11 protein-coding genes are annotated in these 13967 nt (G+C 69.6%); all 11 read left to right on the top strand.

The window, feature by feature from the left end; all coding sequences use genetic code 11:
• Nucleotides 1-449 precede the first annotated feature (449 nt).
• Entirely contained in the window at nucleotides 450-1418 is a 969-nt protein-coding gene (locus VF647_11810) for a hypothetical protein (protein ID HEX8452776.1), read from the top strand.
• Nucleotides 1419-1421: 3 nt separating this feature from the next.
• Entirely contained in the window at nucleotides 1422-1919 is a 498-nt protein-coding gene (locus VF647_11805; GenBank protein HEX8452775.1) for a hypothetical protein, read from the top strand.
• A 3-nt stretch (nucleotides 1920-1922) separates the two neighbouring features.
• Nucleotides 1923-3491: a hypothetical protein gene (locus VF647_11800; GenBank protein HEX8452774.1), complete on the top strand. Its 1569-nt coding sequence runs from the start codon at nucleotides 1923-1925 to the stop codon at nucleotides 3489-3491.
• A 15-nt stretch (nucleotides 3492-3506) separates the two neighbouring features.
• On the top strand, nucleotides 3507-6791 hold the full coding sequence (locus VF647_11795) for a hypothetical protein (protein HEX8452773.1): 3285 nt from the start codon (nucleotides 3507-3509) through the stop codon (nucleotides 6789-6791).
• A gap of 3 nt (nucleotides 6792-6794) precedes the next feature.
• Nucleotides 6795-7934, top strand: coding sequence for a hypothetical protein (locus VF647_11790; protein ID HEX8452772.1), 1140 nt, complete (start codon nucleotides 6795-6797; stop codon nucleotides 7932-7934).
• A 16-nt stretch (nucleotides 7935-7950) separates the two neighbouring features.
• Nucleotides 7951-9780: a hypothetical protein gene (locus tag VF647_11785; GenBank protein ID HEX8452771.1), complete on the top strand. Its 1830-nt coding sequence runs from the start codon at nucleotides 7951-7953 to the stop codon at nucleotides 9778-9780.
• A complete protein-coding gene (locus VF647_11780) occupies nucleotides 9777-10460 on the top strand; it encodes an OmpA family protein (GenBank protein HEX8452770.1) in 684 nt (227 codons plus the stop codon). Before VF647_11785 ends, VF647_11780 begins: the two co-directional genes overlap by 4 nt.
• 335 nt (nucleotides 10461-10795) lie before the next feature.
• Nucleotides 10796-11347, top strand: a complete 552-nt coding sequence (locus tag VF647_11775; GenBank protein HEX8452769.1) for a hypothetical protein — start codon at nucleotides 10796-10798, stop codon at nucleotides 11345-11347.
• Nucleotides 11344-12540, top strand: coding sequence for a hypothetical protein (locus tag VF647_11770; protein ID HEX8452768.1), 1197 nt, complete (start codon nucleotides 11344-11346; stop codon nucleotides 12538-12540). Before VF647_11775 ends, VF647_11770 begins: the two co-directional genes overlap by 4 nt.
• A gap of 191 nt (nucleotides 12541-12731) precedes the next feature.
• Nucleotides 12732-13232, top strand: coding sequence for a hypothetical protein (locus VF647_11765; protein HEX8452767.1), 501 nt, complete (start codon nucleotides 12732-12734; stop codon nucleotides 13230-13232).
• A gap of 261 nt (nucleotides 13233-13493) precedes the next feature.
• On the top strand, nucleotides 13494-13877 hold the full coding sequence (locus tag VF647_11760) for a hypothetical protein (GenBank protein ID HEX8452766.1): 384 nt from the start codon (nucleotides 13494-13496) through the stop codon (nucleotides 13875-13877).
• Nucleotides 13878-13967: the final 90 nt, after the last annotated feature.

Below are 13967 nucleotides of genomic sequence, written 5' to 3'. Positions count from 1 at the left end.
TGCGGCATTTGTTTGGATCTTTACCTTGGGAGTGCCGCAGTCGCTTTACTCCTCCCGTCACCCGCTCCACACCCCTGCTCCGCGGGGCTACGGCATAGATGAGCACAACTCTGAATCGCCAGCTCCTTTTCGTGGCGAGTTTGGCCTGCTTGGGGGCATGCCCGCAGCCGAACGCGGAGCAGGCCTGTGCCACGCTCCAGGGGGCGCTATCCCGAATGGACAGGGTGGCATCTCCACTGCGACCCGAACATACCGTGCAGATCACGCGTCAGTCGTTCCCCGTGAGGCTGTACGTGGACCGTTCGGGGAGTATGGCTGGCTATCTGGACCGGGATTTCTCCACCGGGTTCGGCGTTGCACCCGGCAGTTCCAGCCTCCGGTCAGTGTTGAGCCGGCTGGCTTCCCTCCCGCGCCTACAGGTATACGGGTTTGGCAGCGCGCTCCGGCCGGTGGCGGCGCCGACGAACCAGGACGTCATAGCGCAGCTGGTACGGCAGGAGTTCTACGGCGACAACAACACACAGCTCGAGGACGTGCTGGACGCGGTGGAGGCGGATTCGCGACGGGCGTCGGTGCACCTCGTCGTCACCGACGGGCGACGCGGGGACGGGGCCTCGGCGATCGCGCAGTACCAGCGGCTCGGCCGGCTCGCCCAGCAGTGGTCAGGCTCGCCGGGGAACGGGGCAATCGGTTCCGTATTCGCGGTCGGCGCGGTCGAGGCTCGCTTCCAGCAGGTGCGAAGTGACAGCGCCGGGTGCTGGACGGACACCCCCCGCACCAACCTCCGCTGCCCCCTCTACGTCTTCGCCTTCCTGCCGGGCTCGGCCGCACCCGCCGTGCTTCCGCGGCTGATGGGCGCGATGCCATACCTGCACGTCTCTCCCAGCCTGTCCGACACCCTGGTGCGGACCCGCGTGGGCGCAACGCGGTTCGTCGGGACACCCGGAGAGTTCGCGCCCTACCCGGCGGGGGCCGGACGTCCTCTCCGGCTTCTGCTGCACGCTTCGCCTCCCGCTACGCGAGCGGTGGTCCAGACCGAGGTGGGGTTCGACGTCGCCGGAAGCCTGGCCCGGTTCACCGCGACCGACACCCTCCGCACGCGGGTGAGCCGGTCGCCCCTTTGCGGAGCCGGGGCGCAGTGGCGGGACGTGGACGCAACGGAGGCGTGGGTCGCGCCGAGCGCTCCCGTCGTGGACGGGAGCCGGATCCGAGTGCCACTGGAGATCCGTACCCGGCCCGGTATACCCCCGAGCGCTTATCGCGTGGAGCTGGTCTCCACGGGAAGGCCTGCGTGGTTGGCCCGCTTCGATGCCCCGCGGCAGGGCGACGCCACGCGCACGTACGGGTTGAGCACCCTCTTCTCCCAGCTGCAGGCCGAGCCGGCCCGCCTGGCGGGTTTCTACGTCGCACTTTACTGAGCCATGTCCAAAGAGCTGATCCACTGGTGGGCCGCGCGCCCTCAGATGTTCGCGGATCTCACGGTCTGCCCCGTATCCCCCGAGGGCGGGATCTCCACGGCGCGTCCCGTGATCGCCGAAGCCGACTGGGTCTCCGCCTTCGGCGTCGCGACCGGCATTACCCTGCTCCTAGCGATCCTGCTGGTGCTCGGGGCATACGAGACGCGGACGATGGGGCACCAGTTCAAAGCCCGCTGGTGGAAGTGGCTCGTGGCGGGTGCCGGTGTCACCGCACTGGTCTGCTACGTCTACCTCAGCCTCGTACCCGTCAGCACCGCCGGGTGCAGCTACGGCGAGGCCACCACCCGCATTCCGTCGCAGTACGCCCTCCTGCGAGCTTCGGTGGCACTCGTCCAGTCTCTGATCCTCTTCGTGCTCTTCAGCTGGCTCCTTTCCCTCGTGGCCCGCTGGACGCGCCGCGCCACGTGGATCAACAACTCGCGGTTCCCTTTCCGCTTTTAGGCCATGTCGACCAACACGCTTTATTACCTCGCCGTGGGGGGAACCGGCGCACTGTCGGTGGAGCCGCTCCTCGCTCTCTGCGCCGCGGGGCTCGGCCCGGCGCGGCTAGCGGTGATGCTGATCGACGCGGACGCGGCGAACCCCGCGGTAGCCCGCGCGCGTGAGCTGACGCGCCAGTACGCCCTCGTGCGGGAGGCGTTCGGCAACCCGGAGCAGGGGTTCTTCCGCACGGCGCTGATCCGCACGGCCCCGGCCGAATCCGTGTGGTCGCCGCTGGGGAGCGGAAGCACGGACGATGTGGGACAGGTGACGCTGGAGCGCTTCACCGAGCGCCAGCGGATGACGGGCGACTGCGCGGACGCAGCCACCCTCCTGGACCTCCTCTTCTCGCCGGGGCAGCAGAAGGAGCCACTCCGCGAAGGGTTCCGCGGAAACCCTTCCATCGGCTCCATCCTGATGCACGGAATCCGGGAGTCGGAGTTCTTCCGCCAGTTCATGAGCAGCGCCCGCGGCGACACCTCGGCCGCGTTCTTCGTGGCCGGCTCCATCTTCGGGGGCACGGGAGCGTCGGCGCTTCCCGTGCTGGCAAAGGTGCTGGCGGCGGAGGGAATCCAGCGGGCGGCGCTCGGCGCCGCGCTCGTGACGCCCTACTACTCCCTGGAGGAACCCGGCCAGGGCGAGCGGCAGGATGGAAGGCTGAAGCCAAACAGCGAGGTGTTCCTGCGCAATACGGCGGCGGCTCTCCCCACCTACGTCCGCGGCCACTCGGAGTACGGAGCGCTTTACGTCATCGGCGACGACCAGTCGCTCCCTCGGCCGCGCCCCCTGTACTCCGCCGGGGGCGCGGGCCAAAAGAACGATCCGCACGTGGTGGAGCTTTACGCCGCGCTGGCGGCGCTGGACTTCGCGCAGCGCCCGCACGAGCCCGGCGCTCCCACACGCGTCCGCTACAGCACCGTGGCAGGCCAGCAGCCCACGTGGAGCGACCTTCCGCTCGGGACCGAGGAGCGGCGCGATCTGCAGGCGTTCCTCGTCGCCGCCAACTTCTTCCTCCAGTACTTTGGCCCCACGCGGAGCGGCGCGGAGCAGCAGGCCATCATCGACGAGCTGCGCAGCCAGGCCTGGGTCCACGAGATCGCCCTCGCGCCGGAGTTCGTCCGCACCCAGAGCGCGGCGCTCGACGCGCTGGGGCGGTATTTCGGCTCTGTGTGGGGCTACCTGCGTGCCGTGTCGGAAAACTACGTCCCCGTCCGTCTGGTGACGTTTGAGGGTGCCAGCGGGCGGGCGATCCGGACGCCCGACGAGTACGCGAGGTCAGGGGGAGACAACCCGGAGACGGAGTTCCGTCTCCCGCCCGTGGACAAGTGCCTAGCGGGCTTCGCACCGCGGCAGAAGCCGAAACGGCTGGGGATCTTTGGGAAGGGCGGCGAGGACCAGCTCGCGTCGCTGGCGGAGATATTCTCGTGGTACAACCGCGCGCGTGTTCCCAAGGGGGCGGGGCTTCCCGGCCTCCTGCGCTACATGGAAGCCGGGACCCGCCTCTTCGTCACCGAGTGGTACGCCACCACCTGATCCAGGAACAACGCGATGAGCCGACTGCTCCTGCACCCGCTCGTGAAAGACGCCGGCGTAACGCGCGCCCCGGCGGGAGAGTGGCACGAGATCAAGCTGCCCGACGAGCTGACCAAGGTGGACCTGCGCCAGGCCGAGGATCGCGCGAAGCGGGGACGGATCTCGTCGATACCGAACCCGTGGGCGCGCGTCCAGCTGTTTCGCGACGCGATCGTGGACCAGGGGCACCCCTTCCACGAAGACGCGCTCAACGACATCCTGGACTCGATGGAGATCGTCCTGTTCCAGGCGTTCATCTTTGGGGTTTCGCTCCGCTCCCGCACCATCTCCATAGACAACCTGCACGATTGCGCGGCGGCTTCGCGCAGCCGGGGGGTCGGGCGGTTCGTCACCGCGCTGCGCGACCTCGCGCCGGTGGTGGAGCGGCAGCCGCGCACCACGCTCACGGACGTCACGGTGGTGTTCAACGGGCTGGCGCAGGACGGTCCCATTCTTTTCGCCTTCTCGCCGTTCACGCTGTTCTTCACGCCCGAAGCCCAGCACGCGTCCGTTCCCGGGTACTACGGCGGGTCGCGCCCGCTGCGCCCGCTGGCCGAGCGGCCGGTGCTCCTTGGGCAGTACGTGCGCGACCGGCTGATCCCGCAGCTGGACGCGAGCTCGCTGGGCGCGCTCACCGAGCTCCAAGAGCTGAAGAGCCTTCTCAAGGCACAGCTCGCCGACGTGGATCTGCCGAGCGAGCCCCTGGCGTACGCCGAGACCCAGATGGAACCGGTGCCGGGCGTGGTGCTGCACCGGCTTGCCCAAGCGTCGCTCGGGAGCACGCTCTCGCTCCAGCCCACACGCCTCGCGCCTTCGGGCGGAGACATCCCCCTGGTGCTGGACAACAGCGGCCGAAGCTCGCAGGACCTCTACTTCCCCTGGCTCCCGCGGCCCAGGGGCACCGTGGCCGAGGCGCAGAGTGACCGCCAGGTCCTTCCCGGCACGGCATGGAAGCAACCCTGGATCTTCCCCGAGAGCGACTTCCTGTCCGAGGAGCTTCTAATCGTCGACGCGCCCTTCCACGCCGACCGCGTGTACGGCGCGGCCCTGGAGGGCGACCCGGCGCTCGCCTCCCGCATCCTGCTCCCTCTCAAGGAGCGTTTCTTCGACTTCTTCCGGGCCCAAGACGTGCCGGGGATGCTTACCTGCAAGATCCTCTCGGGGGGAGACCGGCCACAGGTGAGGTTTACGCTCGCCGTCCCCACCCGGGGGGGGACGGTGGCGGTGCAGCGTACCTACGACGGCTTCACCGGCGCGACGTCGCACCTGAGCCTGTGGCCCGGGTTCAAGCCGGAGGGGAGCGCGGCGGGATGGAGCGACTTCTACCTGATCCATTACCTGGAGGGCGGCGACGCCGGCGAGGAGTTCGACGTGGATATCGGCGCGGGCGGCGAGCGTGTGACGGCGCAGAGCATCCGCCGCGACCAGAGCACGGTGCTCTACCACTTCGGGCGTCCGGCGGAGGCGATCCGGCTCCGCAGCCGCCACTTCCGCTCCCAGGCGGCCGAGGGGGTGGTGCTCCCCCGGCTGCGGAGCGTTCCGGAGCCGACGTTCCCCGCGTGGACAGTGGCGATCGACTTCGGCACCTCCAATACCGTCGTTGCGCACGTCGACCCGCAGGATTCCGCTCCGCGCCCTCTGCAGGTGTCGCATGCTACCCGGTTCGACCTGACCGGGGGGGACGAGGCCGAAAGCGCCGGCACCTACTTTGACACCTTCTTCTTTCCCGCCGAGCTCAAGGGGGAGCCGTTCTCGACCGTCATCTTTAAGAGCCGTGGCGCGGGACCAGAGAGCCCTCTCGCCGATCTTCCCGCCTTCACCGCCAACATCCCGTTCAGCGGCGAGATCGGGGGCGACGGAGGGCAGCAGCAGAACAATGTGCTGGTGGGCGACCTCAAGTGGGGGGGCGGCGGCGCGGACACGCGCCGGCTGACGCGGCTCTTCCTCCACCAGATCCTGCAGGTGGTGCACGCCGAGGCACTGGCCCGTGGCGCCCGCACCGAAGAGATGGAATTCAGGGTGTCGTACCCGATCGCGTTCTCGCGCAACCGCCGAGCCTCCACGCGCCAGGAGTGGGAGGTCGCCATCCGGAGCTTTCGCGCCAAGGGGCAGCCCGGGGGGAGCACGCCCGCGCTCCCCCTCCGCTACCTGGACGAGAGCACCGCATCGATGCTCTTCTTCGGCTCGGACCCGGCCTCGCGCTCCAGCTTCTCGGTGGAGGCGAAGACCATGAAGCTGACGGCAGATGTGGGAGGCGGCACCACCGACATCACCGCCTTCGCCAAAGGCGGGCCGGTGCTTCGCATGTCCATGCTGTTCGGGGGGCGCGACCTGATCGCGGGCGACGGGGCGGAGCCCTCGATCTATGGACGACTCCAGAGCTGGGCCGAAAGGAACGGGCTTCGCGGCGCGCCCCTCAACGTCCTGCGGCGCTACCCCACCGAGCACACGCGCTTCACCTACCTGGTTCGCCAGCCCTGGTTCGCGGAGCACTGCGGGGCGCTGGCGGGCGAGCCGTGGTTCATGAGCGTACAGGCGTGCATCGCCTACTTCTACAGCGCGATCCTCTACAACGTGGGCCTGCGCCTCCGCTCGCTGGAGCCGTCGCAGGGCAGCCCGCCGGACGCGCTCTTCTTCGCGGGGAACGGCGCGAGCTACCTCAACTGGCTGACGCAGTTCGAGCACTGGAACCAGTCTCCGCTGTCCAAGCCGTACACGCGCCTCTTCCAGCGCGTGCTGGAGGCGGGATACGGCCAGCCGCTGCCGGGCGACCTGAAGATTAGTTCGAGCAGCAAGCCCAAGCAGGAGGTGGTGCTCGGGCTGCTGCGGGACGACCCATTCTCCGCCGACGATGACATCCCGTCGTTCCAGCCGGTCGGGGAAGACGTCTCCGTTCCCGGCCAGGATGGCGGCGAGACCCGCTCCCTTACCGCACCCGAGATGCTCGACGCCTCCGCGCTCAGTCGCGAGCAGGTAATCGAGCTCTCGTACAGCCAGCCCTTCGGCGAGTGGGAGATCTCCCGCTTCAACACCGCCTTCGTCGATGCGCTGGAAGAGCTGAACAAGGTGGACAAGAAGTGGGGGACACTCGCGGGTCGCGTTCGGAGCGCGCTCGCAGAGTGCACGGAGGTGTTCTTCGACAACCAGGTGAAGCGGAGGCTCGCCGCCGATATCGCGGCCCAGGAGCTCGACACGGTCTCGATCTTCGGGGTGGAAGCGGCGGCGAGCCTCCGCCAACTCGAGCGCTCCCTCGTGGATTGACCCATGCCCTACAAGAAGAGGTATCGGTCCAGCCACGCATCGTCCGTCCCGCTGATCCTGATATTCGTGGTGGCCGCCGGGATAGTGGGGTGGAGCGCGAGGTTGGCGCTGTCCGGCGACGCCCCGGGGATCTCGGCCACCACCGAGGAAGACGCCGTGGAGCGGGGCGTGGTTGAGCGCGACAAAAGCAGGGCCGCGACCGTGGCCGGGGTGGAGGTCGACGCACCTGGGGACGCGCCGCGGGGAGGAGCGCAGCGCGACACCCCCCCCGGGGCGCGCCCGGCCGGCGCTCGAGGGAAACAGGAACCAGGTGGGCGCAGCAAGGGTGTGGGCGCGTCCAAGGGGCAGACGGAGGCGGATTCGCCCAAGGGCGCTCCCCCCGGGCGGACGCGGGGCGACACCGCCCCCGGGGTAGCCTCCGGGGGTGCCACACTCCAGCCCACCAGCGCGCAGAGGGACAGCGGAGCGCGTGGCGGTGGATGGCCGGGGTGGGCCGCCCTCGTGCTGGCCGGGGCGGGCCTCGTAGCCGCCTTCCGCCTGTCGCGCGCACTGAATCAGCTGCGATACGAGGTGGAGGAGCTACGCGGGTCGCAGACCCGCCGCTCGCTCTCCGAGGCGGACCGCCCGCAGCGTTCCGCCTGGACGCCAGACCCCGAGCCGGAGGCCGACTGGCCCGCGTTCAACGGCCTGGTGGATGAGGTGCGGGCGCTCAAGCGCTGCGTGGAAGAGACGCTCGAGGAGGTGCATGCGCTTCAACAAAAGTTCGACGCCCGGCACGGGCAGGACGTTCCACACCCGACGCAGGTCACCGCCGCGCCGTCTCGGACGGGGCAAGGTGCGGCCGCGGAGGGTGTCCGCATCCTCAAGGGGACCCTTTCCAAAGACGAGGTGGTGCGGCTCAACAACTCGCATCGCCCTATGATCGAGATCCGGTGGCGTGAGGGAGCGGACCATGCCGAAGCATGGATCAACCCCAACTTCAAGTTCGCCGACCTCACCGCCGCCCTGCTGGAAACCGCCTTTCACCTGGAGGGCGGCGGGACCGGCGCGTACGATACGCTCGCGCCCGCCGTGATCGACTGGGATCCCACCTCCAGCCAGGGACACGTGCGGCAGAAGGGCCGCGCGCGCGCCCGGCCGTAGACAGAGTAGCCGAACGATGACGAGCAGTCCCCCGCAGGATTCTGATCGCCTCCAGCCGCCCCGGCGCGGCGACCAGGTGGCTCTCCTCTTTATCGCGCTTGCCGTGCTGGTCTACGGGGGCAGCCTTGCCGCCTTCCACGCCAGCGGCCTCGTGCGGTGGGGCGAGACCGCGGCCCTGCTGAAGATCCTCAACGTCGCGGGCGTGGTGCTCACCGTCGCCGCGCTGGTACTGAGCGCCGCGAGGGACTGGACCTGGCTTCGCAGGGAAGAGGAGGACATCGCCTTCGTGCTGGCGAAGGGGCGCGATCACCTGGAGCTGGTGCTGCTGGCGCCCCGGGACCGGGCGCTTCTCATGGGCGGCAAAACTGCCCTCTTCCACCTCGAAGAGGCGAAGGCGAGGGCCGTGGCCGCGCCGCGGGTGCAGACGCTGATGGACGACCGCGTGCTGCGCGTGCTGCGCATGGCCAGCGAGGGCGCGCAGCCGCACGACACGCTGCGCGGCCCAGAGCTGCGGGCCATTGCCCTTTCCCGTGCGGCGGGCGTGGGCGACGCGGCTCGTTACATCTCCACTCTGCTCCTGCTGCTCACCGTACTCGGCACCTTCGTGGGAGTGAAGGCCTCCATGCCCGCACTGGTGGACGCGCTGGGAGTGGCGGCGGGCACGGGGGGAGTTCCGGCGCTCCAGGACGCGCTGCGCATGGTGTCGGGGGCGTTCGGGGCCAACCTCAGCGCGCTGCTGGGCTCCATCGCGCTGGGGCTCGCCTCGTTCGGCCTGGGGCTGGGGCGCAACAACATGCTGGCGCGGCTGGAGCAGGCATCGTCGCTGTACGTGTACAAGAAGGTGAGCCAGACGGTCGCCACCAGCAACTTCACGGAGGCGCTGAACGCGCTTCGGCAGGCCACGGGAAACCTGGAGGGAATCTCCAGCAACCTGGAGAAGCTGGGCGACTCGCTGGAGGGACTCAGCCACACGGTGGAGACCTCGCTGGACAAGACCACCGAAACGCTCGACACGATCCTGAGCGAGCAGCGCGAGCGGCTCGCGTCGGAGAGCAGCGAGCGGCTGGACGGAGTGGAGCGCCACCTCACCGAAGTCGCCCTCTCGGTACAGCACGCCACGTCGCTTTACGAGAGCATCGCGGGGACGCTCGCGCACCGGAGCGACGCCCTTGCCGAAGCCGGAACGCAGCTTTCCGCGGCGGCGGGCGAGCTCCGGCAGTCGCGCGAGGCATTCGGAACCTTTGCCGAGAGCGCTACCTCCGCGATCCGCGCGCGCTTGGCGGAGATCGAGCAGGCGACCACCCGGCACACACGTGCCGCGCGCCGGGCGGCGCACGAGTACAGGGGGATACGCGAGTCGGTGGATCTCCTGCTCCCCGAAGCGCGGCAGATCTCATCGGCGATTACGCAGGCGGAGACGCAGCACCGCTCCAGCCTCGAAACGCTGAGACGCGACACTTCCGAGATCGTCGCCGCCGAGCTGGGAAGGAGTGCATCCGCCGTAGCCGGAGCCGTGGAGGAGGGGGTGCGGGCCGCGATGACGGAAGCCGCGGACTCACTTGGGGGCGCGCATGCCATGGAGCGCGTTACCCGTGCCGTGGAGGAAGGGATGCAGGCCGCGATGAACGGAGCCGCGGACAGGGGGAGCGCTCCGGTGCTGGAGCGCGTCGCGCTCACCTTGCAGTTGCTGGAAGAACAGCTTCGCCGGCAACCCGGCTCCCCAGTGGCGGCATCCGCCGAAAGCCTCGACCGCCTGTCAGGTGCCGTCGAGTCGCTGGAAGCTCGCCTGGCGGGGCCGGTCTGGCGGCGCTGGTTCGGCACGTCGAAGAATGGCACGCGGCGATGAGCTTCGATCAGGATGAGTCGCTGGAGATTGGCGGCCCGAGCGGCACGGATCACGGAGGCCCGTGGCCGGCATTCACGGATCTCTTTGCCGCAACCAGCATGATCATGCTGGTTTTCTTCGTAGTGATGGCGTTCGGGTACGTGCAGGCGAGCGGCAAGGGGCCCGAGGTGGACCGGCTGTACGCGGAGTTGAACAGCCTGGCCGACCGCCAGCGGACCTTCTCGGTGGAGAAGGTCGGTGTTGACGTGCTGGTGATCCTCGAAGAGAACGTCACGTTTCCGCGGAACCGTAGCGGGCTGGTCGACTTGAAGCCACAGGGTCGGGCCGCGCTGCATTCCATCGGACAGGTGACGCGGGACGCCAGACTGGGCCGCCTGATCCGCGAGATCGAGGTTGTCGGCCATGCGGACCGTACCCAGTATGCCAGACGCTCGGCGCTCACGAACTGGGGCATCTCCACGGCGAGAGCCGCGACGGTCGCCGAGTTCATGATCGACAGCGTCCGGCTGGACCCCTGCAGCGTCATCCCCTCCGGCCGGGGGGAGTACTTCCCGCGTGACACGAGGCAAAGGGTGCGCAACGACTCCACGGACGCCCGCGACCGCAGGATCGAGCTCCTCCTCCACCCCGTAATCCCGGGGAGCTCCTCGGGAGGGAGGCCGGGTTGCCGCCCGAAGTAGCGCCCGACGCGCAGCCGGCGCCCTCGCCTCTCATCCTGGATGGCTGGTCCGCGTACGGACGCGCGCAGGCGGGGCCGGGCTGGCGCATCGTGCGGGCGGCGGAGGCAGACGCCTGCGAGGCCAGGGCCGGAGCGGCCGCGCGCTGGCCGGGCACTCCAGGCATCGCGTCCCGGTTTGCTCTCCTCGCACGTCGCGGTGCTTCGCTCTTCGACGGCCCGCAAGCGCGCCTCGCACGCGCCACCCTGGCGCAGGAGAGACCGTGGCGTCTTCACGAGGAACCACTTCACAGCACGCTCGCGCAGATGGCGGCCTTCGCACGGCACGCGCGAGAGATAGTGCACCTGCTCGACGTCGTGGAGGAGTTGCGCGCCGAGCTCCGCCGCATGCGGCTCCGATACGCCGAAGCGCTTCCCGGCGCCTGGGCGAGATGGGAATCCGTCAGCGGGGTCACTGAAGAGCGGATCGGCGCCTGCCGCTCGCTGCGCGCACTGGACGCGGTTCGCTTCTGGCTGCGAACGGGGGCCACCCGGCTGGCGGCCCGGGAGGAGGCTATCAATCTCTGGCTGGCCGATGCGGGCCCTGACGTCACGCACAGCCCCGGCGGCCCCGAGTTCCAGTACGAGATGCTCCTCACCCTCTCCAGGATCGATCGGGCTCCTCTCCACCGGGAGGCACGCAGGCTGCTCCGGCACGGCGCCGGAGTGCATCTCCAGACGCTCGAGTCGCTGCTCTCCGCCGCCAAACGAGATCCTTCCGCCGAGCTCGCGCTCCAGTACGCTTCCCGCGGTGACTCGGAGACGCTGACGGCCGACGAGAGCTGGGTATATGCCGAAACCATCGCCCTGCACCACCGGCTCTGCCACGCACGCCGGCGGAACGAACCGTGACCCGCCGGTACGCTTTTCCAGTAGACGCCACCACCGTGGTGATCCGCACCGACGTAGTAACACCGCTGGAGGCCGTACCGACGGGAAGGCCGGGCGAGGTGCAGCTCGTTTTGGCTCAGCCCAGCTACATTCCCCCGCTTACCCAGCTGGAAGCGGACCGGCTCCGGCCGTACTTCCGGTGGGAGCAGCGGACGAGCTTCTGGTGGCGTACTCTCTACCCGGCCATATTCCAGACGCAGCTGCTCTCACCCGGGATAGAAGCCGGCCGCCTCGTTCAGCAGGGTGAGGTGATCCCCGCGCCGGGTGTATACGGGCGGCGCCCCGCGGGGCAGGATCTCCTCTTTTCCATACAGCGCCCCCCTCCCCTCCTCAATGCCCCGTTGCGGGAACCCTGGAGTCCCGTTCTGGTGCGCAGGGCAGACGGGAACCCGGTCCACCTCTACCGGTCGCGCGCGCTGCAGGGATACCTCGCGGAATTCCCCGCGGCGGGTCCGGAGCGCGTATGGCTCCGCCTGCTGCGGGGCCGAAGTCCACGACGCTCGTCCCACCTCGGTGCGCTCGAGGCCGAGAGTGCGCTCCTCCTCCGCCTGCAAGCCACGTTGCCGGGGGCTGCGGCGCAGGTACTTCATTGCGGAACCCTTGAGGCGGAGGGCTACGCCGGACCCTACGCCGCCCTCCGCCCGGCGATCGGTATTGGACTGGAGTCGCTGCTGGCTGGCGGCGGAGCACTGTGGCCCGCGAAGGCCGAGGTGAAGCTCTACGACATCGCGTCCAGCCTGCTGGGTTCCCTTGCCGCCGCGCATCGATCTGACCCGCCGCTGAGCGTGGGTGTCCTCACGCCACGGACGCTCGTCTTCCGCCCCGCCCGTGGCCGCACCGGGGCACGTGTCCAGGCAGTCATCATCGCGGCGCCCGCTTCTAGGCCGATCGGCACAAAGGTGCCGCGCTCGGCCATCGACCTCTTCCCCGAAGGTGCGGAGGACTGGCTGAAGCAGCAGTTCGACGACTCTTACATCGCCAGCGTAGACCAGGACCTCCGCGGGCTCGGGCTCTGCCTCCGCCAGCTACTCCAAACCGCCGGCCGGTCGGAATCGCCCATCGCGGAGTTCTTCAGCGAGCTTGCGCGTGGGATCCACCGCGACGCGCTTGGCGCGATGGGGTCGCTGGAGCGATGGACGCCCCTGGGTCGTTGACGCGCCCGTGTGCGTACGCTCGAGAAGGGTGCATACGGCAACGCGGGCTTTGCGGAAGCGACTCCGTGTGCGCACGCCGGCAACCAGCACCTGCACCTGTCAGAGCGAGCACTTGCCCACACCCGCTGCGGATCGTGGTGAAAACGCCCTATACCCACGTACGAATCGCGGGCGGCCCAGAGCTCTCGATCTTGGGGAATGTCGCGCTGCTGGACCAGGCGTTGATCGGGCTGCTGTGCTCGCGGCGGGTGCCGCCGCCGCTGGAGGAGCACGCGCTGGCGTGGGCCCGGTCCGCGCGCGACCTGAGGTTTGCGGTGGTGGGAGGGTTCCTGTCGCCGGTGGAGCGGGGGTGCCTGGAGGTGCTCCTAGAGGGGACGCAGCCCGTGGTCGTGTGCCTGGCGCGCGGGCTTGCGGCGACGCGGATTCCGGTGCGCTGGCGCACGCCGCTGGACCGGGGGCGCCTGCTGCTGGTCTCACCGTTCGCGGACGACGTGGTGGAGCTGAGCGCGGCCACGGCCGAGGCGCGCAACCGGGTGGTCGCGTCGCTGGCGCGGGAGCTGGTGGTGCCGCACGCTTCGCCCGGCGGGCACCTCATACGGCTTGTGCGCGAGGTGATCGCGGCGGGGAAGACGGTGCACTCGTTCGACCATCCCGCCAACCGGCCGCTGCTGAGGGTCGGTGCGCGGTTTTGATGCGGGGGCGTGCACCCGGGTGTGTGAACGGGGCTTGCATGGCGGGAGGCGCGCTTGGCCAATGCGGCCGTGCGTCCACATCGACAGGAGAAGACTATGATCGCGTTTCGGACATGGGTGTTGCCGGCGCTTGCGCTGTCGGTTGCTGCCTGCGGGGGCGGCGGTGATGGCGGTGCCGAGGGGGGCGGGGATACGACGACCGCAGCCGTGTCGCCGGCGCCGAGTGCCACCACTCCGCCGACCACGCCCGCGGAGAGCACGATGACGGGGCAGAGCTCGGCCACCACTCCCGTGCAGCTGACGGCGCTCAACAACTCCGGGGTCACCGGGCAGGCGCAGATCATGGAGCACGGCGCCGCCGAGACGATGGTGACCGTCACGCTCCAGGGGCAGGGGACCGCGACGCACCCGGGCCACATCCACTCGGGGACGTGCGACCAGCTGGGGCCGGTGGTGGCTCCGCTGGAGAGTGTGGCGATGGCGGGCGGCACCGGCACTTCCACCAGCACCGTGAAGGTGTCGATGGGGACAGTGATGAACGGGCAGCACGTGGTGAACTTCCACGCCGGCGCGGGGGCGGACCCGATGGCGCCCGTGGCGTGCGGCGCCATTCCCGCGCAGGGGTCGGGCGGGCACGGGGCGTGACGGGGTGGGTGCCGCGGCGGGTGCGGGGTGGTGGAACCGCGGTCGCGGCACCTTTATCTGGTTACAACGCGGGGCACGGGCGCGATCCGG

The sequence above is a fragment of the Longimicrobium sp. genome (assembly GCA_036387335.1).
In the GTDB taxonomy this organism is placed as follows: domain Bacteria; phylum Gemmatimonadota; class Gemmatimonadetes; order Longimicrobiales; family Longimicrobiaceae; genus Longimicrobium.
The sequence above is the reverse complement of the archived record's forward strand: the minus strand, read 5'-3'. Positions and strand labels throughout refer to the sequence as shown.

Excerpts from the sequence above, each read along its gene's own strand:
- VF647_11805 (HEX8452775.1), top strand. The coding sequence starts at position 1,422 with ATGTCCAAAGAGCTGATCCACTGGTGGGCCGCGCGCCCTCAGATGTTC.
- VF647_11800 (HEX8452774.1), top strand. The coding sequence starts at position 1,923 with ATGTCGACCAACACGCTTTATTACCTCGCCGTGGGGGGAACCGGCGCA.
- VF647_11795 (HEX8452773.1), top strand. The coding sequence starts at position 3,507 with ATGAGCCGACTGCTCCTGCACCCGCTCGTGAAAGACGCCGGCGTAACG.
- VF647_11790 (HEX8452772.1), top strand. The coding sequence starts at position 6,795 with ATGCCCTACAAGAAGAGGTATCGGTCCAGCCACGCATCGTCCGTCCCG.
- VF647_11785 (HEX8452771.1), top strand. The coding sequence starts at position 7,951 with ATGACGAGCAGTCCCCCGCAGGATTCTGATCGCCTCCAGCCGCCCCGG.
- VF647_11780 (HEX8452770.1), top strand. The coding sequence starts at position 9,777 with ATGAGCTTCGATCAGGATGAGTCGCTGGAGATTGGCGGCCCGAGCGGC.
- VF647_11760 (HEX8452766.1), top strand. The coding sequence starts at position 13,494 with ATGACGGGGCAGAGCTCGGCCACCACTCCCGTGCAGCTGACGGCGCTC.